General features: G+C 42.4%; 24 protein-coding genes and 1 other annotated feature. Of the genes, 23 read left to right on the top strand and 1 reads right to left on the bottom strand.

Annotation, left to right across the window (positions count from 1 at the left end; all coding sequences use genetic code 11):
* Nucleotides 1–2: 2 nt before the first annotated feature.
* From hemB to spoVID, 3 genes are all read left to right on the top strand, one after another.
* Nucleotides 3–980, top strand: a complete 978-nt coding sequence (gene hemB, locus LC036_RS13425) for a porphobilinogen synthase (protein WP_226583444.1) — start codon at nucleotides 3–5, stop codon at nucleotides 978–980.
* 27 nt (nucleotides 981–1007) lie between these two features.
* Nucleotides 1008–2294 (top strand): glutamate-1-semialdehyde 2,1-aminomutase, encoded by a 1287-nt coding sequence (gene hemL / locus LC036_RS13420; protein ID WP_226583441.1) that lies wholly within the window; start codon nucleotides 1008–1010, stop codon nucleotides 2292–2294.
* Between the two features lie 134 nt (nucleotides 2295–2428).
* Entirely contained in the window at nucleotides 2429–3427 is a 999-nt protein-coding gene (gene spoVID, locus LC036_RS13415) for a stage VI sporulation protein D (RefSeq protein ID WP_226583438.1), read from the top strand.
* On the opposite strand, the gene LC036_RS13410 is transcribed toward spoVID, so the two are convergent.
* Entirely contained in the window at nucleotides 3424–3612 is a 189-nt protein-coding gene (locus LC036_RS13410; protein WP_226583435.1) for a hypothetical protein, read from the bottom strand. The two genes, spoVID and LC036_RS13410, sit on opposite strands and share 4 nt — an antisense overlap.
* A gap of 131 nt (nucleotides 3613–3743) precedes the next feature.
* Nucleotides 3744–3969: a binding site (T-box leader), on the top strand.
* A 212-nt stretch (nucleotides 3970–4181) separates the two neighbouring features.
* Here LC036_RS13410 and LC036_RS13405 point away from each other — a divergent pair.
* The 20 genes from LC036_RS13405 (at nucleotide 4182) to LC036_RS13310 (ending at nucleotide 26402) form a co-directional block, all read left to right on the top strand.
* Nucleotides 4182–6824 carry a valine--tRNA ligase gene (locus tag LC036_RS13405; RefSeq protein ID WP_226583432.1) on the top strand — a complete coding sequence of 881 codons (2643 nt, stop codon included), beginning with the start codon at nucleotides 4182–4184 and terminating at the stop codon, nucleotides 6822–6824.
* Nucleotides 6825–6883: 59 nt separating this feature from the next.
* Entirely contained in the window at nucleotides 6884–8170 is a 1287-nt protein-coding gene (locus LC036_RS13400; RefSeq protein WP_226583429.1) for a bifunctional folylpolyglutamate synthase/dihydrofolate synthase, read from the top strand.
* A gap of 87 nt (nucleotides 8171–8257) precedes the next feature.
* Nucleotides 8258–9988 (top strand): sensor domain-containing diguanylate cyclase, encoded by a 1731-nt coding sequence (locus tag LC036_RS13395; RefSeq protein WP_226583426.1) that lies wholly within the window; start codon nucleotides 8258–8260, stop codon nucleotides 9986–9988.
* A gap of 107 nt (nucleotides 9989–10095) precedes the next feature.
* Nucleotides 10096–10503: a prepilin-type N-terminal cleavage/methylation domain-containing protein gene (locus LC036_RS13390; RefSeq protein ID WP_226583423.1), complete on the top strand. Its 408-nt coding sequence runs from the start codon at nucleotides 10096–10098 to the stop codon at nucleotides 10501–10503.
* A complete protein-coding gene (locus tag LC036_RS13385; protein WP_226583420.1) occupies nucleotides 10500–11000 on the top strand; it encodes a type II secretion system protein J in 501 nt (166 codons plus the stop codon). The genes LC036_RS13390 and LC036_RS13385 overlap by 4 nt, the downstream gene beginning before the upstream one ends.
* Nucleotides 10997–12697: a hypothetical protein gene (locus tag LC036_RS13380; protein WP_226583417.1), complete on the top strand. Its 1701-nt coding sequence runs from the start codon at nucleotides 10997–10999 to the stop codon at nucleotides 12695–12697. Before LC036_RS13385 ends, LC036_RS13380 begins: the two co-directional genes overlap by 4 nt.
* Before the next feature lie 18 nt (nucleotides 12698–12715).
* On the top strand, nucleotides 12716–13600 hold the full coding sequence (locus LC036_RS13375) for a hypothetical protein (RefSeq protein WP_226583414.1): 885 nt from the start codon (nucleotides 12716–12718) through the stop codon (nucleotides 13598–13600).
* 153 nt (nucleotides 13601–13753) lie between these two features.
* Complete coding sequence (locus tag LC036_RS13370; protein WP_226583411.1) at nucleotides 13754–15097, top strand: VanW family protein; 1344 nt, start codon at nucleotides 13754–13756, stop codon at nucleotides 15095–15097.
* Between the two features lie 18 nt (nucleotides 15098–15115).
* A complete protein-coding gene (locus LC036_RS13365) occupies nucleotides 15116–16735 on the top strand; it encodes a GspE/PulE family protein (protein WP_226583408.1) in 1620 nt (539 codons plus the stop codon).
* A 15-nt stretch (nucleotides 16736–16750) separates the two neighbouring features.
* Nucleotides 16751–17791, top strand: coding sequence for a type IV pilus twitching motility protein PilT (locus LC036_RS13360; RefSeq protein ID WP_226583404.1), 1041 nt, complete (start codon nucleotides 16751–16753; stop codon nucleotides 17789–17791).
* 3 nt (nucleotides 17792–17794) lie between these two features.
* Entirely contained in the window at nucleotides 17795–19003 is a 1209-nt protein-coding gene (locus LC036_RS13355; RefSeq protein ID WP_226583400.1) for a type II secretion system F family protein, read from the top strand.
* Nucleotides 19004–19133: 130 nt separating this feature from the next.
* Nucleotides 19134–19616 (top strand): prepilin-type N-terminal cleavage/methylation domain-containing protein, encoded by a 483-nt coding sequence (locus LC036_RS13350; RefSeq protein WP_226583397.1) that lies wholly within the window; start codon nucleotides 19134–19136, stop codon nucleotides 19614–19616.
* A gap of 87 nt (nucleotides 19617–19703) precedes the next feature.
* Complete coding sequence (locus tag LC036_RS13345; RefSeq protein WP_226583395.1) at nucleotides 19704–20462, top strand: prepilin peptidase; 759 nt, start codon at nucleotides 19704–19706, stop codon at nucleotides 20460–20462.
* 15 nt (nucleotides 20463–20477) lie between these two features.
* Nucleotides 20478–21440, top strand: a complete 963-nt coding sequence (gene pilM, locus LC036_RS13340) for a type IV pilus biogenesis protein PilM (protein WP_226583392.1) — start codon at nucleotides 20478–20480, stop codon at nucleotides 21438–21440.
* Between the two features lie 21 nt (nucleotides 21441–21461).
* Entirely contained in the window at nucleotides 21462–22040 is a 579-nt protein-coding gene (locus LC036_RS13335) for a PilN domain-containing protein (protein WP_226583389.1), read from the top strand.
* On the top strand, nucleotides 22037–22849 hold the full coding sequence (locus LC036_RS13330) for a hypothetical protein (protein ID WP_226583387.1): 813 nt from the start codon (nucleotides 22037–22039) through the stop codon (nucleotides 22847–22849). The genes LC036_RS13335 and LC036_RS13330 overlap by 4 nt, the downstream gene beginning before the upstream one ends.
* A 94-nt stretch (nucleotides 22850–22943) precedes the next feature.
* A complete protein-coding gene (locus tag LC036_RS13325; RefSeq protein WP_226583384.1) occupies nucleotides 22944–23738 on the top strand; it encodes an SPOR domain-containing protein in 795 nt (264 codons plus the stop codon).
* 163 nt (nucleotides 23739–23901) lie between these two features.
* Entirely contained in the window at nucleotides 23902–24468 is a 567-nt protein-coding gene (locus tag LC036_RS13320; protein ID WP_226583381.1) for a Maf family protein, read from the top strand.
* Nucleotides 24469–24527: 59 nt separating this feature from the next.
* On the top strand, nucleotides 24528–25199 hold the full coding sequence (gene radC, locus LC036_RS13315) for a RadC family protein (RefSeq protein ID WP_226583378.1): 672 nt from the start codon (nucleotides 24528–24530) through the stop codon (nucleotides 25197–25199).
* A 162-nt stretch (nucleotides 25200–25361) separates the two neighbouring features.
* Nucleotides 25362–26402, top strand: coding sequence for a rod shape-determining protein (locus LC036_RS13310; RefSeq protein WP_264188332.1), 1041 nt, complete (start codon nucleotides 25362–25364; stop codon nucleotides 26400–26402).
* The last annotated feature ends 7 nt before the right edge of the window (nucleotides 26403–26409 follow it).

Below are 26409 nucleotides of genomic sequence, written 5' to 3'. Positions count from 1 at the left end.
TTATGAAAGACTTACAATTTAAACGGCATCGTCGTCTGCGTCGGACAGAATCCATGCGGGCACTTGTCAGAGAGACTCATTTACGTACAGAAGACTTGATTTTCCCTATTTTTGTAGTCGAAGGAGAAGGGATAAAAAATCCTGTTTCTTCGATGCCTGGAGTTCATCAAGTTTCTCTGGATTATCTGACAGAGGAAATGCAGGAGCTTGTTAACCTAGATATTCGCTCTGTTATTGTTTTTGGAGTTCCTAACGAGAAAGACGAAGTAGGCAGCCAGGCGTATCATGAGCATGGTATCGTACAGCGTGCGATTCGCCAAATTAAGGAAGAGGTACCTTCTTTGACCGTTATAGCGGATACCTGCCTCTGCCAATACACCGATCACGGGCACTGTGGTGTTGTGCGTGATGGGGACATCGCTAATGATGAATCTCTTACTTATATTACAAAAACAGCTGTTACTCAAGCCGAAGCCGGTGCAGACATTATTGCTCCCTCAAATATGATGGACGGTTTTGTTGCAGCTATCAGACAAGGCCTTGATGAGGCAGGTTTTAGTCATATTCCGGTCATGTCGTATGCTGTGAAGTATGCGTCTTCCTTTTACGGTCCTTTCCGTGATGCGGCCCACAGTTCACCACAGTTTGGTGACAGACGTGCTTATCAGATGGATCCTTCCAACCGCCTGGAAGCGATAAGGGAAGCGGAATCAGACGTCCAGGAAGGTGCAGACTTTCTAATCGTGAAACCTGCCTTGGCTTATTTGGATATTATGCGGGAGGTTAAGGATCGCTTTAACCTTCCTTTAGTCGCTTATAATGTCAGTGGGGAGTATTCGATGATTAAAGCTGCAGCACAAAATGGCTGGGTCAATGAGCAGGAGATTGTTCTTGAGAAGCTGACAGCGATGAAGCGTGCGGGCGCCGATTTAATTATTACTTATTTCGCTAAAGATGCAGCCAAGTGGTTAAACCAATAAACTTGAAGTGAAGGAAGGGTGCAGGTTATGAAGAATTTTGATCGTTCAAAAGCGGCTTATAAGGAAGCGGTAGAATTAATGCCCGGAGGAGTGAACTCTCCTGTACGTGCTTTTAAGTCTGTTCAAATGGATCCCATTTTTATGGAGAAAGGGAAAGGCTCCAAACTTTACGACGTTGATGGAAATGAGTACATCGACTATGTACTAAGTTTTGGTCCTCTCATTCTTGGACACGCGGACGAAAAAGTAGTTGAATCTTTAAAGAAAGTAACCGAGCATGGGACAAGTTTCGGAGCACCGACAGAAATTGAGAATCAGCTTGCAGACCTTGTGAGAGAACGTGTACCGTCTGTGGAAATGCTGCGCATGGTGAACTCCGGCACAGAAGCAACTATGAGTGCTTTACGTGTCGCTCGAGGTTATACAGGTCGGGATAAAATCCTTAAATTTGAGGGGAACTACCATGGTCATGGAGATTCCTTGCTAATTAAGGCTGGTTCCGGTGTGGCTACCCTTGGTCTGCCAGATTCTCCGGGAGTACCAGAATCTATTGCTCAAAATACGATTACTGTCCCCTACAATGATATAGAAAGCGTCCGTTATGTTTTTGAACAATACGGGGATGATTTAGCTGCTGTCATTATTGAACCTGTATCAGGGAATATGGGCGTGGTCCCTCCTAATGACGGTTTTCTGCAGGAATTACGCCAGCTGACAGAAACGAATGGAACCGTGTTGATTTTTGATGAAGTTATGACAGGGTTCCGCGTCGGATACCATAGTGCTCAAGGGCATTTCGGGGTAACTCCTGATATGACATGCCTTGGTAAAGTCATTGGCGGAGGTCTGCCTGTAGGAGCATACGGAGGAAAGCGGGAAATAATGGAACGTATTGCGCCGGTCGGTGATATCTACCAGGCAGGAACGTTGTCTGGTAATCCTTTAGCTATGACAGCGGGATATCAGACCATTTCTTCCATGACTGAAGAAGCTTATGCCTCAATAAATAAGAAAGTCGACCGTCTCATTGAGGGATATCAATCTGCAGCAAAGAAATATGATATTCCCCTGACTGTGAACCGTGCCGGATCTATGGTTGGTTTCTTCTTCACGAATGAACCTGTGACGAACTTTGAAACAGCTAATCACTCTGATCTCGATCTGTTCACGAAATACTTCCAGGGTATGATTCAAGAGGGCATTTATCTTCCTCCTTCCCAGTTTGAAGGTTTGTTCCTTTCTGTGAAACATACAGATGAAGACATTGAGAACACAATCCGTGCTGCGGAAAAAGTTTTCTCTACAATTAAATAAACATTAAAACGCATGAGGCATGTCCTCATGCGTTTTTTGTTTTCTTTGAGACGAGACTCCATGTATATAACTATAACTCTCGCATAAGGTGTTAATAGTGAATCGTGTTGATTACCTTAGGGAGGGACTAAATATTGCAAAATAAACAAAATGTCTTTTCATTTTACTTAGATGAATCTATATGGTTCAAGGAAGGACAGGGCGTACGTGAACTGATCGGCATATCTTTGGAACCTGAAATTTCGATTGAAGAGCTTGGAGATGAAGTTCGATTAAAAGGGACGGTGGATTTAGCTGGAGAATACATCCCAATCGGTTCAGAGCCTTTCGCAGATGAAAGTCCATCGTCTTCATCCGTTCGTGTAATGGAACGTGTAGAGCCATCAGAAGGCGGCGTCCACCTGTTTTCACATGCTTTCCCTGTTGAAATCACCGTTCCGTTGGAAAGAGTTTCAAATTTAGAGGATGTACTAATAGATATTGAGACGTTTGACTATGAACTTCCTGCTGCCCGCCAGCTACGTCTTCATGCTCAAGTGACTATTAATGGTGTGGAAGAAAAAGAAACCAAGGCGGCTAACTCTAATGAGTTCGATGAGTCAGCAACAGTAGGTCCTGTGAGCATGAAGGAGCAAACAGAAGAGGCACATCCTGTTCTACCAGAGAGAGAAGTGCCGATTTTTAGAATTAATAACAATCAGGAACAAAAGGATGAGACAGAAAAAGAAGAAGATGGTGGCCGCTGGTTTTATAAAAAGTCACAGAGTTTTCCTGAGTTTTTCGGCCATGTGCCAGAAAATGTTCAGCAGGAGAGCCCTTCTGAATCAGAATCTTCTTCTGAAAGTACAGCGGACTGGGGGGAAGTGAGTGTAGAAGAGTCATCCGAATCCAGTGCAGAGTCAAAAGAGAGTGTGGAGGCTCCTGGTGGCATGGATGGCATTAAACAGATATTTAAACATCTATTTCCAAATAGAGAAGACACGTATACTCAAATGAAAATGTATATTGCCCAGGAAGAAGAAACGCTGTCATCCATCGCTGAAAAGTATGATGTATCCTTGAAACAGCTTGAGCGAGTGAACGATTACGAAGATGATGTTTCACCTGGACAGATTGTTTACATCCCGAATTAAATCCATTTATATTTAAAAGCAAGCCATACGCCAAGGACTAAACCTAAGAGGAAAATGTCAAAAGTGGTTGGGAAGATAATGGTTCTTAAAGCCTGGAAAATGACAATAGGTAATAGGGACTTTTCAATGACATAAAGCCAGGTTCTGCACCAAGGAGGCAGACGATAACGATAGAAACGGCTCATTTCAGCACCTCTTTCTTATAAAGTCAATCAAGCTCCCGGCCATCATTGCCTGGGGCTTTAACTTATTTTTTTTAAGATAGTTGACTAAATGCTTCGTTTCTATATACAATATGTTATATAGTCTTTATACGTGAAATGCTTAGATAGGGAAGAGTACATGAACAATTCCTTCAGAGAGGAAAACAAATGCTGAGAGTTTTCCAGGAACCCTGTTGATGGAAGGTCGCCCTTGATGCAGCTTCTTTGAACGATGGAGTAGGAGGAGCCGGTTAGAAGCCGTTATTTTTATTGAGTGTACAGGAGATGATCCTGTAAATTAAGGTGGTACCACGGAAATCAATCCCTTTCGTCCTTTATTGGATGAAGGGATTTTTTTATTTGACTCTGTCTAAAATGCTGTTAATAAAAAGGAACTTGTTAAACTTTTAGAAACAATCTTGCTCATCTCAGAGGTAGTGGAAGACATACCCTATTCCTTAGATTAGCATCGTGTAAATGGTTTTCCTGAAATTAATGGCAGGTCAAAACAGGGATTACTTATTAAAGAGAATAGAAGGAGGAAGGTCGAAATGAATCACCAAGATCTTTCGATGCCCACAAAATATGATCCATCTGCTGTAGAGAAGGATCGCTATCAATACTGGGTGGACGGTAAATTTTTCGAAGCTACAGGAGATAAAAATAAAAAGCCTTACACCATTGTTATCCCGCCCCCGAACGTAACGGGTAAACTGCACTTAGGGCATGCCTGGGATACAACATTGCAGGATATACTTACACGTGTGAAGCGTATGCAGGGTTATGATGTCCTGTGGCTTCCGGGTATGGACCACGCAGGAATTGCAACCCAGGCAAAAGTGGATGCGAAACTCCGTGAAGAAGGAATTTCACGTCACGATTTAGGACGGGAGAAATTCCTGGATAAGTCATGGGAATGGAAACGTGAATATGCGAAATTCATCCGTGCCCAATGGGAAAAACTCGGCCTTGGACTGGATTATTCCCGTGAGCGTTTCACATTGGATGATGGGCTTTCCGATGCTGTGAAAGAAGTATTTGTTACTTTATATGAAAAAGGGCTGATTTATCGCGGGGAGTACATTATTAACTGGGACCCTGCTACTCAGACGGCTCTATCTGACATCGAAGTAGAATATAAGGATGTCCAAGGAGCTTTTTATCACATGCGTTATCCTTTGAAGGATGAGGAAGGAACGATTGAAATAGCTACCACTCGTCCAGAGACAATGCTTGGTGATACAGCGATTGCTGTTCATCCTGAAGATGACCGTTATAAGCATTTAATTGGTAAAAAAGCCATTCTGCCGATTGTTGGACGTGAAATTGAAATAGTTGCTGATGACTATGTCGATATGGAATTTGGTTCAGGTGCAGTGAAGATTACACCAGCCCATGACCCGAATGACTTTGAAATTGGCAATCGTCATAGCCTGAAGCGTATTCTGGTTATGAATGAAGATGGAACAATGAATGACAACGCCGGCAAATATAAAGGAATGGACCGTTTTGAATGCCGTAAGCAGATCGTCAAAGATCTCCAGGAAGAGGGCGTTCTGTTTGAAATTGAGGACCATATGCATTCGGTTGGTCACTCCGAACGTAGCGGTGCAGTCGTTGAACCTTACCTATCCACTCAGTGGTTTGTCGATATGCAGCCACTGGCTCAGTCTTCTATTGATCTGCAGAAAGGTGAGGATCAAGTACAATTCGTTCCGGATCGGTTTGAGAAACCGTATTTACACTGGATGGAGAATACACGGGACTGGTGTATTTCCAGACAATTATGGTGGGGGCACCGTATACCTGCCTGGTATCATAAAGAAACTGGAGAACTGTACGTTGGGAAAGAAGAGCCGAAAGACCCTGAAAACTGGAAACAGGATGAAGATGTACTCGATACATGGTTCTCTTCTGCTTTATGGCCTTTTTCCACAATGGGATGGCCGGATGAAAAGAGCGAAGATTATCAACGCTACTTCCCGACAAATGTCCTTGTTACCGGGTATGACATTATTGGCTTCTGGGTAAGCCGTATGATCTTCCAGTCCCTTGAGTTTACTAATGAGCGTCCGTTTAAAGATGTTCTTATTCATGGGCTTGTCCGCGATGCTGAAGGGCGTAAGATGAGTAAGTCGCTGGGGAACGGTGTCGATCCAATGGATGTCATCGAAAAGTACGGCGCCGATTCGCTTCGTTACTTCCTGTCTACAGGCTCCTCTCCAGGACAGGATTTACGTTTCCATTGGGAAAAAGTCGAGTCGACATGGAACTTTGCGAATAAGATCTGGAATGCTTCCCGATTCGCTTTAATGAATATGGGCGGCCTTGAGTACAGTGAAATTGATTTATCCGGTGAAAAGTCCGTAGCTGACCAGTGGATACTAACTCGTTTAAATCAAACGATCGAGCAGGTGACCACCAATATAGATAAGTATGAGTTTGGTGAAGCGGGCCGTCACTTGTACAACTTTATCTGGGATGATTTCTGTGACTGGTATATTGAAATGGCAAAACTGCCATTATACGGAGAAGATGAGAAGCGCATTCATACGACTCGATCCATCCTTGCCTACACACTGGATCAGACGATGCGCATGCTGCACCCGTTCATGCCATTCATTACAGAAGAAATCTGGCAGCACCTCCCTCATGAAGGAGAGTCTATTACACTAGCCTCCTGGCCACAGGTTCGTGAGGACTTCCATAATGAAGAAGCCGTTCAGGAAATGGATCGTCTCGTATCCATCATCCGCTCTGTAAGGAACATCCGTGCTGAAGTGGATACACCAATGTCCAAAGAAATTCAGCTGATGATCCAGGCGAAGGATGAAGAGGTCGTTCAAGAACTGGAGAAGAACCGTGATTATTTAGAGAAGTTCTGTAATCCAAGTGAACTGACGATTGCCACAGACCTTCAAGCCCCTGAAAAAGCGATGTCAGCTGTTATTACAGGAGCTGAACTGTATCTTCCGTTAGCTGGTTTGATTAACATCGAAGATGAGATCAAACGCCTGGAGAATGAATGGAAGAAGTGGGATCAGGAAGTGACTCGTGTTCAGAAGAAATTGGCAAACGAAAAGTTTGTCAGCAAAGCCCCTGAGCATGTTGTTGAGGAAGAACGTAAAAAAGAAACAGATTACCTTGATAAGCGTGCAAAAGTTGAAGCGCGGATTAAAGAACTAAAAGCATAAAAGAGCGGGGAGGGTATTCTTATGAGTACTCTCCTCTTTTTGAAGAGAGGGAAGGCAAAATGGATTACAGAGAGGCGCTCAAATGGATTCATTCCAGAGAGAAATTTAAAGTAAAACCTGGATTAAAGCGGATGGAATGGTTAATGGAGCGGTTGGATCATCCAGAAAAAAGGATTCAAGCCGTACATATTGCCGGGACAAATGGGAAAGGATCAACGGTTTCATTCTTGAGATATATTCTAAATGAACAAGGGTATGCTGTCGGAACTTTCACATCCCCATATATCGAAAGGTTCAATGAAAGAATTAGTGTGAATGGGATACCAATTACAGATGAATTGCTGGCAGAGCTTGTTGAAAAAATTAAGCCTTTAGCGGAAGAACTTCGACTGACCCCTCTTGGCGAGCCGACAGAATTTGAGATTATCACGGCTATGGCAATGGTCCACTTCTCACAAATAAACCTGGACTATGTTCTTGTTGAGACTGGACTTGGGGGAACCTACGATTCAACCAATATTGTTAAACCGCTTCTTTCTGTTATTACAAATATCGGTCATGACCATATGAACATTCTTGGCTCAACCATTGAGGAAATTGCTGGTGAAAAAGCAGGGATTATAAAGCCCGGCATTCCTGTTGTTACAGGGGTGAAGCAGGAAACAGCCAGGAAAGTGATTCAACAAAAAGCATATGAAACTGGATCGACGGTGCATGTCTTGGGTGATGACTTTCATGTCGACCACTTGGAGAGCACTGCAGAAGGGGAATGGTTTACGTTTTCTAATGGTTCCTTCACATCTGATGACCTTTGGTTAAGTACGATGAAAGGTCCTCATCAAGTAGAAAATGCAGGAGTAGCCGTCCAGGCTGCGGAAGCTTTAAGGTCTATCGGGGTAAAGGTGGAAAGGTCTTTATATAAAGATGGAATTAAGAAGACGAAATGGCCCGCACGTTTTGAAATGGTCCGCACCTCTCCTTTAACTATCATAGATGGTGCTCATAATGAAGAGGGCACCGCGGCTTTAGTTGAAACAATGAAATGTCACTACCAGGGAAGAAAAGTTATTTTAGTGTACGCAGCGTTGGAAGATAAACCGGTAAAGAAAATGATGAATGCCTTAAATGAAGTGGTCGATCATGCCTTCACGACAACCTTCGATTTTCCGAGAGCTCTATCTGCTCAAGATTTAGCACGTCTTTCCTCCATTGATGAAACAACAGCGGTTTCAAATTATAAAGATGCTTTAAAGTGTGCAGCTGAAGCAGCGGGTGAAAACGGAATTTTATTAATAACAGGTTCCCTTTATTTTATCTCTAAGGTTAGGGAGACTTTAGAAGAATAAAGAAATTATGCCGGATTTAAATGTTCAGAATATTCTTGTGGTACAATGGTCTGTAAATGAAACAGGTTTCAAGGTTGGGGTGATCGAATGTCAAAAGAAAAGAAAGTTGTCATATGGCTATTGTGGGCCTTTGTTTGGCCGATTAGTATGTATGGCTTATACATTTGGCTGGATCCTGTATTTGCAGGGAACAGTGTGGAAATCATCGCATTTATTATCCTGGCCTCTATTGTAGCCTTATTTCCTTTGCAGATTGGTGATAACCCTGTCTTCTTTACACACGGGGTTGCCTTCGCGGTTTTCCTGTACTATGGACTCTTCTTCGAAATTGTTATTTCCCAAGTAGCTATTCTTGCATTAGTAGCTAAGGTTAGACTTGGGAGAGGCAGTTTGTACAGGGTGCCGATTAATCTGCTTATGTTTTTATTTATTTCTGTAATCTCTGCGCTGGTTTATTACGCTCTGGGCGGAGCACATGGGGAAGCCGCTACCGATCATTTGACAGATGTAGTGCCAATTACTTGTTATGCCTTGTCACAAATTATACTCAATCAATTTTCTATCCCATTTATTTCAAAAGTGATATATAGGAAGAAGCAACGCTGGATTGACCGGGGTTTCATTTGGGATTTATTAACAGCCGCCCTTGTTCTGCCAATTGGGTTTGTTTTATACATGGTATTTTCTGAATATGGGATCAGCGGTATCTTTTCTGTTGGTATTCCTTTTGTATTTATATCAGGCATGATGATGTTGTATCACAATAGCAACCAGGTAAATGCCTATCTAAAGGAAACCAGCCAGATCGGGCATGAACTAACAGGAGAACTTGGTGTAAAGGATGTTTTAGATATTTTTGTCCAGCGGATTAAGGATATCCTGCCTGTTGATTATATTTATATCTTTGATGTCAGTTCAGATGATCACATGGAATTGATACGGTTTTTTGATCGTTCTGGAAAGATTGATTTCCCTTCCATTCATCTTGGGAAAAAGGAAAGCGTCAGTGGAAACACATGGGAAGAGGAGAAAAGTGTTTACTTTAAGAAGAGATCGGAGTGGTCCCACTTAGAGAACGCCTACACACCTCTTGATGCGGAAAGTGTGCTGTCCATTCCAATTGAAAGGAAAAATGAAATCGTAGGGATCATTACGATCTACTCGAATAAACGGCGGGCTTACTTTCAATTTCAATTTATGATTCTGACCATCCTTGGAAACTATTTAGGCGTTGCTATTGAAAATGCCCGGCATTATGAAAGAACGAAAGCAGAAAGTGAGCGCTGCGCATTAACGGGACTTTACAATTACCGATACTTTGAGCATTATCTCAGGGACCTATTTGACAAAGTGGAACTGGAGCAGCAAACAGGGTCTATTTCTCTCGTATTGTTAGATATTGATCATTTCAAGAGCGTCAATGATACGTATGGTCATGAGAGCGGCAATGAGGTGCTTGCTTCTTTAGCAAAGCGTCTTCAGGACGCGATTGGGAAAAAAGGAACCCTGGCAAGGTATGGAGGGGAGGAATTTGTCCTCCTTCTTCCTGGTTATGACGAAGAGATGGCTTCTCATATGGCTCATCATATTCGCCAGTGCATAATAGGAGAGCCCTTTTTATCATATGAACACATCCTTAACCAACAAGGACCGGCTTATATAAGTGTCACGGCAAGTATCGGCGTTGCGACTTACCCTGATCATTGCGAAGAAGCCTTTGATTTAATCCGCCAGGCTGATCGGGCTATGTATGTAGGAGCGAAACAAAAAGGCCGTGATCGTGTCGCTGGTTATAGAGAACTGATGAAAACTGTTTAACCCTGAAGGGTGAACAGTTTTTTGTTCATTATTTGACAAGTTATGACAGGACAAAGGTTGAAATCTGCGATATACTTTTCTTAACAGGGGCTTATGGGGGGATGGATATGCGGCATTTTAACAACGAGAAAGGTTTCTCATTAATAGAAGTTGTCGCAGCCATGGCCTTACTATTCATAGTGTTTATTGTATCTACGCAGATGGTTATGAACACAATGACACAGTCAGAGACGATCAATCAGGATTTTACGGCAATGGAAATTGCTGATGGCATTATGAGTGTCTACAAAGCTGAGCCATCAGGGGATTTGGAAAAGCAAATAAACAGTGATGTTATTGTGGATGTTCCGGACTTATTACAAATAGATGATCCAAAAAGTGTGGCTGCCTACCAGGCAAGGGTAAAAGTGACAAATCCTGATGATCTCACATTGAAAAGTCAGTTATTGAAGATTACTGTAACGGTTGAAACTTCCACTCAGACATCCAGGTTAGAAGGATATGTGGAATTATGAATATACATAGTGAAAGAGGTTTTACCCTTGTAGAAGTTTTGGCTGTGGTGAGCTTATCTATGATCGTGTTAATGGCTGCTTATCAGGCCTTTTATTTTGTATCGGGTGCCGTAGAATCCTCGGCTTTAAAAACCGAGTTGAGAAAAGAAGCGAACATTATTGTATTAAGTTTAGAGGAGCACCTGATTAATGTAGATGCCATAGACATCCCTGAGGATAGTGATCCTTTCAACGCGTTTATTGGAACAACAAGGCGCTTAAACAAGATGGAAGAGGAAACGTTAACCTATCTGGAAGATACGGTTGAGGTTCAGTTAAGCAACGGCCGTCTGTTTGTAGAAGGAGTGCAAATAAACAGTCCCGATATGAACTTATCCAATACAACATTCGAACATAACAATGGAAATCTGACCGTGAATTTAAAAATAAAAAAAAGAAGTAAAGATGAAATATATACAATGAAAAAAATCTTCCGACTGGGACTGAATGATCGATGAAACACTTCTTTTATAAGAATCAAGAAGGATATGTGCTGCTGACGGTTTTACTTATGTTCACGATATTCAGTATCTTAGGTTTGAGTTTAATGAGCTACACGATCGGCTCCCAAAAATTTTCTGAAGTGAATACAAGTTTAATTGAGACCCAGGCGGATGCTGAGATGAAGGTCCAGGAAGCACATGCCTATATTAAACAAGGTGTGGGAGAAATTAATCAATATCTTAGCAGCGGCCACTTAAATACAGCGTCACTGGATAGCAGCATTGACACGGTCATTCAAGATGCACAAACACAATTTGATGAAGATGTTCTGATTAAGGATGAAGTGCTGAAAGATGGGGCGGAAGGTGTTTATTTACAAAGAGTAGACGTCAAGGTGAGCCTGGATGATTCCGATAAAACTCTGATCCGCACCCTGACTATTTCAAGTGTCTCGGATGTGTTTCAATACAGTGTTGTAACACCCGGTGATCTGAATATAAATGGTGCTCCTTATATAAAAGGGGATGTATATGTTGGAGAGAACCTGCACCTTCGTAATCAAGCGAGCTTAGTCGATGAAGAGCGAATTGATACTTCTTACCCTGCTATTCCCGGCGGCCTGTCTGTGGGAGAAGGATATTATGTCTCTGAGGATTTTGATGAGAAGAAGGTGCTGGAAAACGATCTCGAGCGGTATTTTTCTGTCCTGCCAAGAATGATTGATCCAGATCCCGGCCTGTCTTCCATTCCCGTTACCGAAATGATACAGGAAAAGAAAAATCATCCGATGGGAGAAATAGGGGCAGAGGGGGTTCCTGGAAACGTGGACCGTATAGAAGGATACAAGGTCATCAAAAAAGGTTACAAAAGAAAAGGGAAATCAAATAAGGCCCCTGATTATTTTGAAGGAGACACTTACATACGAGGTGATTTAGACCTTGAAGGTTCTCAATTGAGTGTTGGTGGGAATTTGATTGTAGATGGAGATTTAACCGTATCATCTTCAGATGACGAGCAGGGGATTTTGGATGTTAATGGGTCCATCTATGTACGTGGAAATGCTGATCTTTCAGGGCATATCACCATATCCGAAAGTGGATTTATGTATATAAGCGGTATAAAAAAGAACGGCAATTGCCAAGGAAACAATGAGAGTAATAACAAGTGCGGGGTTATGATCTCAGATCTAACTTTTAACGGCCGGATGTATATAAACCATAAAGTGGATATTCGTAAAGATTTAAATATGACGGGTACGATTTATACAAAACTTGGAGGAACAGTAGAGGACCTTTCAAGTGAAAGTGGAGGATCTATGGTTATCGTAAGTGATGGGGATCTGGAAATTTCCAGTAACAATTTATATAACAACGAATCTAAAGAGATTCACGCCTATTTTTATACGAATAGCAGCCTGGACATACGCGGTGTGGGTTCTCATCTACGGATCATAGGTGGGGTTTACGGAGGGAACATAACCTTCAATGCTGTAAAAGGGAGAGTGAGTGATGAGGGATTTCCAAATGCCATTCGTTATGGCAACAAGAAAGATGTTCTCTTTATAGAAAATCATCAAGATGACCTCCGCCCGGAGCTCTCCAGACTCTCCGTTATTTATGATGGAACACTTATCCTAAACCCTCCGGCGGGCCTGCCGGCACTTAATCAATTGAATGTAAGGGAATTAGATACTCACTACTATAGAGAATAATGGAAGGGGAGAGCTGGATTGACGAATTTAATAGTATGGTTACTTACCATTCTTCTTTCTTTTGCTGCCATCTACTTTCTGCCTCTTCGTATCAACCGTAAGGAAAAATTAACCTTGTGGGTCATCGGTTCATTTGTCAGTTCATCAGCTATTTTAATTACACTAGTCTACACATTTTGGATAGGAGTACTGACTTCGCTGATATTAGGTATCGTCTGTTCTGTTTTAATATATCATCGAATGCCTTCAATAGGTGGAGATTCACAAGAAGCCTATGCTTCTATCGGTGATGAGAAGCAGGAGGTTTTCTCGAATGCTGAAGACCATACAGAAGAGGAGTCTTTATTTGACCAAGGAAAAGCCCGTCCGGTATTAGATGAAACGGAAGGCTGGGAAGACACCACGGGGGTGGTTGAGAGCCCGGTGCGAGAAAACGATGAGTCTATTCAAGCAGGAAATAAAGATGACGAGTGGCTGGAAGAATCCCTCCTGGCAGAAGAAGCCGTAGAACAAAGGTCCGTGGAGCAGTCTGCTGATGAGTGGATTGATGAAGCGCTTATTCCTGATGCAGAGTTTTCTAATCGGAGGTTTCATAGAAATACCTCTGAGGAAGATGATGATCTGCCCTATGTCGACGAACTATCAGAAGTAGATCTCATGAGTGAAAGAAGCAGGCAGCTCAAACTCCGGGATGAATCTCTTTTTGATTTGAGAGAAGAAGCAGAAGAGGAAAAAATAGATGATTTTACAACTTTCGACGACATTATTTCCGGGGAAATAGACTTAGAAAACACAGACGTGGTTCGTACTTATCCAACAAAGGAAGTATTGGAAGAGGAAAATTCCCCTTTAAAAGAAGAAATCCAGCCGGTTCTTTGGGAGGGAAATGGAAAGATTACATAATTATAAAAAAGCGCAGTGAAGATTAGATGGACCTGGATGGCTGTTATAATTCCTAATCCAGTCTTTGTTAAACTGTTGGATTGCCAGCAAATGGCCTCGGTGCTTTTTGGTCAGAATCAGTGATTACGCTATTAACCGAGGAGGTGAATAGAGATGAGTCAACGTTTCAATATTAGGTTTGCATCATTAGTTGTCATTGTATCTGTATCGATGTTCTTATTTTCAACAGGCGGTATGGCAGCTCTTCCTTATATCCTTCCAGGTAAACAAACTTTCCCTGATAATACTGTCGTAGCTTCTGTTAATATTTCAGGCGCAGATAAGGATGATGCCGTACGTATACTCACAAAGAGGATTGGAAAGTGGAAAGATACGGCTTATATCAGATTTGAAGTAGATGGGAAACAAATGATTCTGGACCCTCAAGCGTTTCAGTTTAATGTCGTATCGTCTGTCGATCGAACGATGGACAAAGAGGCCGGGGGATTAGTAGTCACGGTAGATGATTCGCTTATAACTAAATTAAACTCCATGATGAATGATGCGTGGGCAGCAGAGTTTGACAGTGGACAATTTGTTCGTAAATTAAAAGAAGATATAGCTTCCCTGCCAAATGAAGCTCTTGAATATAAAGCGTATAACTTTTTGAAAACGGACGCTTCTCATCTGTATGAGACAATTGCCCAATATTCGCTACACATACCAGGGGAAGTCAGCCTTTCCAGGTCTGTAGAGATATTCGATGGAATGCTGTTGGAAGACGGGGAAGTCTTTTCTTTTAACAGCCAATTAAAAGCTGATGGTGTGTATAGCGAGCGTTCTTTAGACGTAATGGCTACAGCGATTTATGCTGCTGGTTTGAATGCTGGACTAATTGTCCAGGAGCGGCATATTAGTCACCGGCCTCCCTCCTATATTGAGTTAGGTTTAGAAGCAAATGTAGACCCTATCAATCAGATGGATCTAATGCTTTTTAATTCATCTTCCATGACATATCAACTAAACGTGAAAGAGGAAAATGGGAACCTTATTGTTCAGTGGAAAGGCTTCCCAGCCTCACCGGACTATTCCCTTAAAATCAGTTCCCCCGAGACGATTGAACCAAAGACTGTCATCCACTATTCCTCCCTTGTAAAACGCGGATCCTCTCGTTTACTGCAGCAGGGACAACCAGGAAAGATGGTCAGCGTATATCGGACAAATCTAGTAGAACCAGACATGAATGGTGAGTTAATCTCTGAAGATTACTATCCTCCCGTTCCGAGAATTGAAGAGCATGCAGATGTCTCAGGTATCCAAAATGGTGCCGTTGTGAATGAGGATTCGGGAGTTGGTCGAGATAGTGATCAGGAAGATCATAAACTTGATGTTGAAAAAGAAGATACGACGAGGGATAACGACTCAAACTCCAGTGACCAATCTGGTGCGGACATAGAAGAGGAATCGGGGACCAACGACGGTGTTTGGGAGAATGTGCCCACCGATCAGAAGAAATAATGAAAGAGGTGCCGGGTTGTGGTTAGAAGGAAACGGTTAGGCGACCTGCTGAAGGAAGCGGGTATTATAGAAGAGAAAGATATCCAAGAAGCTTTGAAAGTGAAAAAAGAAAATCAAAAACTTGGAGATGTCCTCGTCGGGAAAGGGTTCGTTACGGAAAAGCAGCTAATTGAAGTCTTGGAGTTCCAGTTAGGTATTCCTCATGTGTCCTTGTTCCACTTCCCGATTGATCCTGGTGTCATTACCATTGTGAGTAAAGAGTTTGCGCTAAGAAATCTCCTTGTCCCTATTCAGAGGCAGGGGGAGGAATTAACGGTCGCTATGGCAGACCCTATGGATTATTATTCTATTGACGATTTGAAGATTTCTACAGGCTTTAAAATATCTCCTGTAATAGCAACAAAAAACGAAATTCTGCAGGCCGTAAGCCGCCACTACAATTTAAATGATAAAGCTATCGATGATGACAAGGATTCAGAGGAAGCACCTGCGATCAAACTGGTTAATCAACTTCTACAGGCTGGTGTGCAGTTGAAGTCAAGTGACATCCATATAGACCCACAGGAATCAAAAGTCTTAATTCGATATCGAATTGATGGAGTGCTGAGGACGGAGCGGACATTACCAAAGTCCTATCAAAACAGTTTAATTGCACGGGTGAAGATTATGGCAGATCTAAACATCACGGAAACGAGACTTCCCCAGGATGGAAGAATTAAAACACACATTGATCGTGCCCCTGTAGACTTAAGGATTTCTATATTACCAACCGTATATGGAGAGAAAATTGTGATCCGGATTCTTGATTTGTCAAACGCGTTGAGCACTATTGAGGATCTTGGGTTCAACAGAATCAATGCTCAGAAGTATAAAACACTTATCGAACAGCCTTCGGGGTTAATTTTAATTACCGGACCCACGGGATCAGGTAAATCCTCTACCTTGTATGCTTCCTTGAATCGCTTAAATACCGATGATGTCAATATCATCACTGTCGAAGATCCTGTCGAATATCAGATCGAAGGACTGAACCAAGTGCAGGTGAACACTCAGGTGGGATTGACTTTTTCTAAGGGGCTGCGGTCAATTCTCAGGCAGGACCCAAATATTGTGATGGTTGGAGAAATTCGAGATTCAGAAACAGCAGAAATTGCAATTAGGGCATCTCTTACAGGACATCTTGTTCTGAGTACCTTACATACGAATAGTGCGATCGCTACGATTCCCCGCTTGTTTGATATGGATGTTGAGCCTTATCTCGTTGTTTCTTCCTTATCTGGAGTAGTCGCACAGCGCCTGGTAAGAAAAATCTGCCGAGACTGCCGGGAGTCCCGTTCCCTCACTCCTATGGAAAAGAAACACTTTGAAAAACGAGGCATAGGGGCAGAAACTATTTATAAAGGTACGGGCTGTAACAGTTGTCAAAATACAGGCTACCGCGGCCGGATGGCTATTCAGGAAGTATTAGTGGTGGATGATGAAATAAGGGAAATGATGATGAATCATGGAAGTATGGACCAAGTGCGACGTTATGCACTAAAACAAGGCATGCTCTTTCTTGTCGATGATGGATTATTAAAAGTGAAGCAAGGTTTAACGACACTTGAAGAAGTGCTGCGTGTCACCAAAGTTGATTAGCAGAGGTGGTAAAAGATGAAAGAGACATTTAACAAACTTCTAACCATTGCCAATGAATATGAATCTTCCGATATTCATTTGACTGTAGGTGTTCCACCGATCTTTCGTATCCATGGAAACTTAAAGAAATATGGGAAACAGAAGCTAAAGCCGGAAGATACGGAAGGCATGACCAAGGCCATTCTTTCCAACGACCTATATGAACAGCTTCAACAGACCAGAGAAGTTGATGTATCCTATGGGATAGCGGGAGTATCACGCTTTCGTATCAATATCTATTACCAAAGAAACTGTTTGTCCATGGCTGTTCGAATTGTCCCGAGAGAGATCCCGACGATTGAAGAGTTACATATGCCGCAGGTGTTGAAAAATATAAGCACCTATGCCCAGGGACTTGTTCTTGTAACCGGTCCAACAGGTTCTGGTAAATCTACTACTCTCGCTTCTATGGTGGATCATATCAATCAGACCAGCCGGAAGCATATCATTACATTAGAAGACCCTATCGAATACACCCATAATCATAAAAGCAGCATTGTCGACCAACGGGAAGTCGGGTTTGATACGAGGAATTTTGCCAACGGTCTGCGGGCCTGTTTACGACAGGACCCTGATGTCATCCTGGTAGGGGAATTAAGAGATTACGAAACCATTTCGACAGCATTAACCGCAGCGGAGACCGGCCATTTAGTGCTTGGAACCTTACATACAACCAACGCCCCGGATACGATTGACCGGATAATTGATGTTTTCCCTCCTAATCAACAAGGACAAGTGAGGGTACAGCTGGCTAATGTACTTCAAGCCATTATATCTCAGCGTTTATTCCAGCGAACGGACCAGAAAGGGCGGCGGGCAGCTGTTGAAATCCTATTGAATACCTCTGCAGTTAAAAATCTGATCAGGAACGAAAAAATTCACCAGATAACAAATGTTATGCAGACGTCCAGAGCTCTCCATATGCGAACCTTGGAAATGTCCATTAACGAATTATTGAAAGAACAAGTGATTGATGAACGTGATGCTGCGCCTTACTTGAAAGAAGGGGGCGCATAGTCCATGCCTTATTATACGTACCAAGGAAGAAATCCTTTAGGGAAGATGCAGAAGGGACGGATGAGGGCTGGTTCTAGAAAAGAAGCGGTTACGTTGTTAAAGGAAAAAGGAATGATCATTTCAGAAATCAAGGAACTAGACAATATTTTGTTCAAAGACATTCAGATTGGACAACCGGTCAAACCAAAAGATTTTGTCATCTTTCTGAGACAGTTCTCTACGCTCATTAAGGCTGGAATCTCTTTGTTGGAATCGACGAGAATCCTTGCGCAGCAATCCAGCAGTCGCGCTCTTAGTGAATCTCTATCTGACATTAGTGAGCAGCTGGAAAGCGGGCATGCGTTTTCTGAGGCCGCCGCTTCTCATCCAAAGGTTTTTTCTAATCTTTTCATCAATATGATACGTGCCGGAGAAGTTGGAGGAAATTTAGAAGAAATTTTAGAGCGGATGGCTGTTTACCATGAGAAGCAGTACGATACCAGACAGAAGATTATCTCCGCCCTGACCTATCCTCTTGTGGTAGGTGTAATTGCTCTGGGAATTGTACTCTTTCTCCTGACATTTGTAGTGCCGAGATTTGCAACCATGTTTAACACCCTGGGCGGTGAGCTCCCTCTAATTACTCAGCTTACACTGGAAATGAGTCATTTCTTCCAGCAGTATTGGTACCTGGCCGTCCTTAGTCCGGTATGTATCGTTTTATTGTTCAAGGGTCTTCTTAGGCGTTATTCGAAATTAAACTACTGGATGGACCACCTGAAGTTGAAGCTGCCGATCTTTGGTCCTCTGCTTCAAAAAGCTGCCCTTGTACGGATGATGAGTACTTTAAGCTCTTTAATGAACAGTTCTATTCCAATTTTACATTCTCTACAAGTGACCCAGAGAGTAGTAGAAAATAAAGTGATTGAACAGGCGATAGAGAACAGCTATAAGTCTCTTGAAAAAGGAAACCGCCTATCGGACCCTCTGCAGCAATCTCCCATCTTTCCTCCTCTGGTTACCCAGATGATGGCCGTAGGGGAAGATACCGGATCGTTAGATTACATGCTCTTGAAAGTGGCAGAGTTCTATGAATCCGAACTGGAGTATACAACGGACCGCATGAAAACATTGATCGAACCGCTGATGATTGTGATGCTTGCCCTTGTTGTTGGTGGTATTGTGGCGGCAATTGCTATTCCGATGTTTTCGGTTTTTGATGCGATTAATTAGAATGTGCAAACGAAGGACAAATAACTAGTTTACGAGTTTTTTATCCTTTATAATGAACATAGGGATAATGGCTGATGAAAAAAGTATTACATATTCATCTGTCCATAATAAAAATTGAAGGGGAGAGAACATGAAGAAGTTAAGAGAATTGTTGAAGAATGAGAAAGGTTTCACGTTAGTTGAGCTTTTGGCTGTTATTGTTATTTTGGGGATTATTGCTGCAATTGCAGTGCCTGCGATTGGTGGAATTATTGGAGATACAAAAGAGGATGCTCATAATGCCAATGCTCTATCTTTACTTGAATCAGCGCGCTTAGCTTATGCAAGTGGTGAGGATGTTGCCACTATTACAGGTAGTGATGGTAGTGGATATACCGCAGAAAAACTTGTTAATAAAGGATACTTAGATGTGGCCCCCCAGAATCCTGAAACTAACTCAGATTATTCTTCTGCTTATGTGGTCGTAGTTGATTCAGTGGATAAAGTTGAGTATAAGGTTACTTTAGGAAGTGATATTTCTAACAAAACAAAAGCCGATTTAAGTGGTTCTAATACTGATACAGATGACACAAGTTCAGGCTCTCAAGAGAGCGGAGAAATTGTGCAAAACTAAAAGTTATGCTTTTTTGTATTAAAGGTTAAACCTAAAAAGGGATTCCACAAAACCGGAGTCCCTTATATTAAGTTGAAGGAGATAACCATGAACACCATACTTTCTTTATACATATTCATCACCGGAACCATCCTCGGATCATTCTATAATGTTGTCGGCCTGCGCCTTCCGCAAAACATCTCTTTCACCAATTCACGCTCCGCTTGTCCTCAATGTTCCACAACTCTTCAGGCACGCGACCTTATTCCACTCTTTTCCTACCTCTTATCAAAGGGGAAATGCAGGCATTGCCAGGGGAAGATTCCTGTCGCTTATCCCCTTGTTGAACTGATTACGGGGGGATTGTTTTTATATGCCTACCTTACCTTTGGATGGTCAGCGGATTTATTAGGAGCCCTCCTGTTATTGTCGCTCGCTGTAATCGTAACTGTAAGTGACTTGAAATATATGGTCATCCCTGATCGTCTGCTTCTTTTTTTTGGTGCTGCATTTTTGGGTTTTCGGTATATAAAGCCTTTAGACCCTTGGTACTCGTCTGTTTTAGGCGCAGTGGCTGGGTTTGTACTCATTTTTTTAATTATTCTCATCAGTCGTGGAGGTATGGGGGCTGGAGACATGAAGCTGTTGGGAGTTCTGGGAATACTTTTAGGATTTAAAATGACCATGCTCACTTTTTTTCTTGCCACACTCATAGGGACGTGTGTGAGTCTTATTCTCTTATCCACCGGCATTATTGGCAGAAAAGACCCTTTTCCTTTTGGGCCCTCAATTATGGCGGGGGCGGTAATTAGTTATTTTTATGGGCAAGATCTGCTTTCTTTTTATATGGACCATTTTTTTATTTAGGAGGGAAATAAGCTGTTGAATCTCTTGAAACCAAACGGACGTGTCAATTTTGTTATTAAGAATCATTGTATCCGCTATACATATTCAACATCACCGGATAAAAAGCAATTGGATGATTCAGGAGAAATCCACCTGCCTTCTCATGTAATGGAAGATGGAAAAGTAAAAGATTTACCTGAGTTTACAGCAACGATCGAGAATTTCGTTGAAAATAAAGGCTGGAAGAAAAAGGCTTTATATTTTACGGTTCCCGATCACTCTGTTGTCATTCGTCCTTTTGATGTTCCGTCTTCCTTGAAAGAAGACGAAATGAAGGGTTACCTTTACATGCAGCTTGGAGAAACGCTTCATTTACCTTTTGAAAATCCTTCCTTTGACTACATAATTATAAATAGTGGAGAAGAAATCATGAAACTTCTCCTTTTTGCCTATCCTGAGGAACAAATCCGTACGTTTGAACGCGTATTTAAACAGGCTAAGTTAAAGCCTAAGGCAGCAGATATCAGCGCTTTGTCCATTTTTCGTTTGTATGAACAGATGGAGGAATGGTCAGCTCAAGACCACCTATTAGTCATCGACTGGAATATGGACGGGTGTGTGTTAACCGTCTTTCATCAGGATAGACCAGCTTTTATCAATCATACGAGAAGCCCGTTACCTATGAATCTTTGGAAGCGGGAGCGGGGCGCGTATGTATGGCAGGGGCAGGAAGGTGCTCCTTTAGATTTCACCTATGATCAAATAAATGAAATTGAAAGAATTATGGATTTTTATCGATTTTCTGTTATGAATGGAAAAGCCGGTGTCTCCAAAGTATTGATAACAGGAGACTGGCCGGAAAAGGAAAGAGTCATGCAGTGGGTGAAGGAAAAGTCCATCCCTGCTGTAACTTTGGATCATTCTGCCATTCTAATAGAAAACAATGACCAGCGCTTTGATTCATATATAGATGCCGTTGGACTTTCCATGAAGCCATAAGGATCTACAGGAGGGAAGTAAATGGGAATAGAAATCAATTTATTAGAAGAAAAAGAAAAAAGAAATGTTCTTCCTCCTCTAATTCTCACTTTATTTGTCGTTCTTTTCTTAATTACTTTCGCTTTCTTTACGATTCAGAAGTCAAAGCTTGCTGGTGAAGCGAAAGCCCTTGAGAATCAAGTGGAAAAAGTGAAGACGCAGCAGGAGCGCTATAATCTGTCCGCTGGTAGTGATCGAACAAGCCGCGATCAGCTGAAAATGTCCCTGGATCAGTTGAAGGGAACCATCGTCCCGGTGGTGCCTGTTATCAGGGATTTCGTTTCTCTTTTACCAGCGCGCGGTTTTTTTGAATCCTTTGTTTTGTCAGGCAGGGATGAAGTTACCATTCTTGTGAGGTTTGATACTATGCAGGAAGCGGCTGAGTATACACGGGCATTACAGCAGCAGCCTTTTATAGAACAAGTAAACCTGGAAGCTGTTGAAGCGGAAGTTATAGATGAAACCGAGGATCTTTATGATTATCAGCCTCGTTATCTAGCCAGCTATTATCTTAAGCTGGACGATTCAGTTCTTTTAACGGAAGGGGGAGAGCAGCATTGAAATTAGAGTGGAATCAGTGGAGTCTAATAAGCCTCATTCTTGGAAGTGTGCTTTTTCTCCTTTTTGTGATTTTCGGCAATCAGTTCATGCTTGCCCCCCAAAAGAAATCCTTAGAAGAAAAAGCGGCGGTTATTGAGCAGGAAGAAAGGATTCTGGAAGCTATTGAAGAGAAAAATGAAGAAAGAGGAAGGGACCGTATCCTGTCGTCTCGAGTTATACAGCAGCAGCTTCCTGTAGTTCCTCTAATCGACCAATTGCTTCTCGGGCTGGATCGTGCTGAACATACTTCTACAAGCCTCATTAACCGTGTAGACATATCAGAGTCAGAATCTATGGTTTCTTATTCAGAAAAAGCAGCTGATGTGGGAGAGAAAGAGCAGTTAGAGTCTGATTCTGAAGCAGGCAGTCCCGATAAATTAATTGAAGGTTTGAAGACTATGCAGCTTGCAGTGGAAGTTACTTCAAAAAATTATGAAGAAATGATGAAGTTTATCGAGTCGGTCCAGTCTTTAATGCGTGTGACACAAATCGAGTCTATGCAGTTCGAAGATCCAGATAGTGAACAGGAACTACATTATTCCTTTATTTTACATACCTATTATCAACCCCGGTTGTCTGAATTAGCGAATGAAGCACCTCAATATAACTATGGCGAATCATCTGTGAAGATCAATCCTTTCACAATAAAAGAGGGGGAAAAGCGTACAGCTGATGATTTAAACGGGGGAAAAGAAGAGACTAGTGAAGCGGCAGAAGAAGGATTGGATCCTGAAATGGAGGAGTCTGTAAAAATCGAAGACTTCGAATGATCTGAATTTGTCGAAGGTGGGCTGACAAATTTCAGCGATGTTTTTAAATCTCCTGTGGTAGGGTTGGGACAAACCTTGCAGGAGTGATCAATCTATGGATTCCAAAAAAAAGATATCAATTTCATTTCGGAATGAACAAGAACCTAAGCGGGAAGTGGTTCGAACACAAAGCGAACAGGCAGCTGTGGTGGAAGAAGATAAAGAAGAACGGCCTGTAACTCCTGTTTATCAGCTTCCGTTTAAGAAAGCAAAGCGTATTTCAGGCTTCAAACCCCTGCTTACGACAGCGGTGACCGCCCTTATTATAAGTCTCGGGTTAGGTTTTGTTCTTTTAAGAATGTTTGTGTCATTAACAGAGCAGACCTCCTCTGCCAATGACACCCTGCCCGTGATTCAAACTCAACAGGCGGCTGATTCTTCAGATGAACAAACGGCTGAAGCTCCATTAGCCAGCGGACCTAATCAGGTATTTGATACCTATATCGTGCAGGCGGGGGCTTTTTCAACGGAGGGAAAAGCGAAAGAGTGGCAGAGTCGCTTGACTGCCCAGTCCATTCCTTCTGTTGTTTGGAATCGTGATGGTCAATATTTTCTTTTTGTCGGCAGCTCCTCTTCTAAACAGGAAGCAGAGTATATCGCTGAACAAATGAAAGCTCAAAGTATTGAAACGTATGTCAAACCCTGGGTAGTGAATGTGGACAAACAAGTGCCGGTAGTCCTGCAGGAGAACTTGAAAGGTGATTCTCTCGGATCAGTGACTGAGGCGGATCGAGAAAAGATTGTCGCAGAAATAGGGAAAGATAACGAACTCGGACAAGCGCTGGCTACGTGGGAGTCCCAGGATGATACCAATATTAACTGGCTGAAAGTGACAAAAGCGCTTGAATAAGCAAAAGCATCATCTGAGACAGTATGAAAAAAGGGGTTCTTTATGAGGGACTCCTTTTTTTTATTGTAAAATTAATTGAAAGATGGAAGTTTAATCAATGCTGCTTTTTGACGAAATTTAGTACTATAAAAAACAACCCCATGTTAGAAAGGATTTGGATAGGATGACTTCATTGATTTTAGGTTCTCAATCTCCAAGGAGAAAAGAGCTCATGGAAATGGCAGGGTACCGTTTTTCGGTTAGACCTGCAGATGTAGATGAGACATTAGAGCAAGGTGTGTCTCCGATGGAAGCGGTCGTTTATCTCGCGGAAATTAAAAGTAAAGCGATTCCGTTATCGAAGGGGGATGTTTTGATTACCTCCGATACAGTCGTTTCTCTAGACGGTGAAATTCTGGGGAAGCCTGTGGATGAGAAGGAAGCAAAAAATTCATTGAAAGGTCTTAGCGGACGTGCTCATGAAGTGTACACCGGCGTATGCATTCGTTCATCAGAGGAGATACGTACGTTTTTCACTTGTACACGTGTCTTTTTTTACCCTTTGGAGGAAGAAGAAATAGCGGACTATATCTCTACAGGTGAACCGTGGGATAAAGCAGGGGGATACGGAATCCAGGGCAGAGGAGCTTTGTTTGTAGAAAAAGTGGAAGGAGACTATTATAGTGTCGTTGGTCTGCCTATTGCAAGGCTGGTCCGGGAATTAAGGGAGATGAATGTTTTTCCTGGATGATTTTCCTAACATGGGGAATCGTGAGGGAAGGATGCGAGAGCTTGAATCCAACAAGTATAATGATTAAAGATGTCCCTAAGGAGGATAGGCCTAGAGAACGCCTGGTTGAATTAGGAGCTTCCCACTTATCCAATCAGGAGCTTCTGGCTATTTTACTTGGGAGTGGAACAAAACAAGAATCAGTTATGGAGTTGTCCAACCGCCTGCTTATTCATTTCGAAGGTATTTTACTCTTAAAAGATGCAACGATTGAAGAGTTAACGGCAATAAAAGGGATTGGCAGAGCAAAGGCCGTCCAGGTTATGTCTGCGATCGAGATAGGAAAGCGGATGCAGAAGATGAAACCGGCAGAGCGGTATATGATCCGCAGTCCAGAAGATGGTGCTGACTTTATAATGGAAGAAATGCGTGACTTAAAACAGGAACATTTTATCTGCTTGTTTTTAAATACAAAGAATCAGGTCCTGCATCGACAGACTATTTTTATTGGAAGCTTAAACGCCTCCATTGTTCACCCGAGAGAAGTCTTCAAAGAAGCGGTTAAACGATCAGCTGCTTCAATTATCTGTGCCCACAATCACCCCTCAGGAGACCCCACGCCCTCACAGGAAGATATCCAGGTCACCAGACGTCTGAAAGAGTGCGGGAAAATGATAGGTATTGAATTGCTGGATCATATTGTCATTGGTGACCGGAAATTTATTAGTCTGAAAGAAAAAGGGTATGTGTAACACTATCTATTTTTGTTGATTTTTCGTATAATTGAATAGATGGAAAAGAAAGGCGCCATTTATAGGAGATTCTTATAAATTGGCGCTTCTTCTAATAATGACAATTATGGGGATGCCTCACCCCCGCCTGAAGAACGCGGGCTCTTAGAAAGGAAGATATTATTGGGGATTTTTGGATTCTCTCAAGATTTAGGAATTGATTTAGGTACGGCAAATACCTTAGTTTTTTTGAAGAATAAAGGAGTTATTGTAAGGGAGCCTTCTGTTGTAGCTAAAAATTCACAAACAGGTGAAATTGAAGCCGTTGGAAATGATGCACGCAACATGATTGGACGAACCCCCGGCTACATAAATGTGATCCGCCCTATGAAGGACGGTGTAATTGCCGATTACGATACAACAGCTCAAATGATGAAGTATTATATAAAGAAAGCATTGAAGAATCGTTCTTCTTTTGCGAGTAAACCGAATGTTATGGTCTGTGTACCGTCTGGAATCACGATGGTTGAAGAACGTGCTGTTATTGACGCCACAAAGCAGGCTGGAGCCAAGGAAGCTTATCCCATTGCGGAACCTTTTGCAGCAGCTATCGGGGCAGGTCTTCCTGTATGGGAGCCGACTGGAAGTATGGTTGTAGATGTCGGCGGAGGAACAACGGAAGTTGCGATCATTTCCCTCGGTGGAATCGTAACCAGTCAGTCCATCCGCATTGCCGGAGACGAAATGGATGACAGTATTATTCAACATATTCGTAAGAAATATAACCTTATGATCGGTGAACGAACTGCTGAAGAAGTGAAAATGGAGCTTGGCGGAGCAGGAGAAGTAAACGAAATCGACGAAATGGATATTAGAGGTCGTGATCTGCTCAGCGGGCTTCCGAAAACAATTACAATACAAAACGATGAAATTGTAAGTGCCATGAAAGATACCATTGACTCTATTGTGGAAACCGTCAAAAATACATTAGAGAAAACCCCTCCGGAACTGGCCGCAGATATTATGGAACGGGGTATTGTGTTAACCGGAGGCGGAGCCTTGCTTAAAAATATCGATACAGTCATCAGTGAAGAAACCAACATGCCCGTATTTATTGCCGACGAACCGCTGGATTGTGTAGCTATCGGCACTGGAAAATCCTTAGAGTATATCCATCACTTCCGATCCCAGCCTAATGTGGCTCATCGAGCTAAAATGGAGTAGAAGCGTA

The sequence above is a fragment of the Halobacillus litoralis genome, from assembly GCF_020524025.1.
Classification (GTDB): Bacteria; Bacillota; Bacilli; order Bacillales; family Halobacillaceae; genus Halobacillus; species Halobacillus litoralis_D.
This window is presented reverse-complemented; position numbering and strand designations above follow the sequence as displayed.

Excerpts from the sequence above, each read along its gene's own strand:
- LC036_RS13405 (WP_226583432.1), top strand. The coding sequence starts at position 4,182 with ATGAATCACCAAGATCTTTCGATGCCCACAAAATATGATCCATCTGCT.
- radC (WP_226583378.1), top strand. The coding sequence starts at position 24,528 with ATGATTAAAGATGTCCCTAAGGAGGATAGGCCTAGAGAACGCCTGGTT.
- LC036_RS13360 (WP_226583404.1), top strand. The coding sequence starts at position 16,751 with ATGAAAGAGACATTTAACAAACTTCTAACCATTGCCAATGAATATGAA.
- LC036_RS13325 (WP_226583384.1), top strand. The coding sequence starts at position 22,944 with ATGGATTCCAAAAAAAAGATATCAATTTCATTTCGGAATGAACAAGAA.
- LC036_RS13345 (WP_226583395.1), top strand. The coding sequence starts at position 19,704 with ATGAACACCATACTTTCTTTATACATATTCATCACCGGAACCATCCTC.
- hemL (WP_226583441.1), top strand. The coding sequence starts at position 1,008 with ATGAAGAATTTTGATCGTTCAAAAGCGGCTTATAAGGAAGCGGTAGAA.
- LC036_RS13385 (WP_226583420.1), top strand. The coding sequence starts at position 10,500 with ATGAATATACATAGTGAAAGAGGTTTTACCCTTGTAGAAGTTTTGGCT.
- hemB (WP_226583444.1), top strand. The coding sequence starts at position 3 with ATGAAAGACTTACAATTTAAACGGCATCGTCGTCTGCGTCGGACAGAA.
- LC036_RS13380 (WP_226583417.1), top strand. The coding sequence starts at position 10,997 with ATGAAACACTTCTTTTATAAGAATCAAGAAGGATATGTGCTGCTGACG.
- LC036_RS13370 (WP_226583411.1), top strand. The coding sequence starts at position 13,754 with ATGAGTCAACGTTTCAATATTAGGTTTGCATCATTAGTTGTCATTGTA.
- LC036_RS13335 (WP_226583389.1), top strand. The coding sequence starts at position 21,462 with ATGGGAATAGAAATCAATTTATTAGAAGAAAAAGAAAAAAGAAATGTT.
- LC036_RS13350 (WP_226583397.1), top strand. The coding sequence starts at position 19,134 with ATGAAGAAGTTAAGAGAATTGTTGAAGAATGAGAAAGGTTTCACGTTA.
- LC036_RS13320 (WP_226583381.1), top strand. The coding sequence starts at position 23,902 with ATGACTTCATTGATTTTAGGTTCTCAATCTCCAAGGAGAAAAGAGCTC.
- LC036_RS13400 (WP_226583429.1), top strand. The coding sequence starts at position 6,884 with ATGGATTACAGAGAGGCGCTCAAATGGATTCATTCCAGAGAGAAATTT.
- LC036_RS13410 (WP_226583435.1), bottom strand. The coding sequence starts at position 3,612 with ATGAGCCGTTTCTATCGTTATCGTCTGCCTCCTTGGTGCAGAACCTGG.
- LC036_RS13390 (WP_226583423.1), top strand. The coding sequence starts at position 10,096 with ATGCGGCATTTTAACAACGAGAAAGGTTTCTCATTAATAGAAGTTGTC.
- LC036_RS13355 (WP_226583400.1), top strand. The coding sequence starts at position 17,795 with ATGCCTTATTATACGTACCAAGGAAGAAATCCTTTAGGGAAGATGCAG.
- LC036_RS13395 (WP_226583426.1), top strand. The coding sequence starts at position 8,258 with ATGTCAAAAGAAAAGAAAGTTGTCATATGGCTATTGTGGGCCTTTGTT.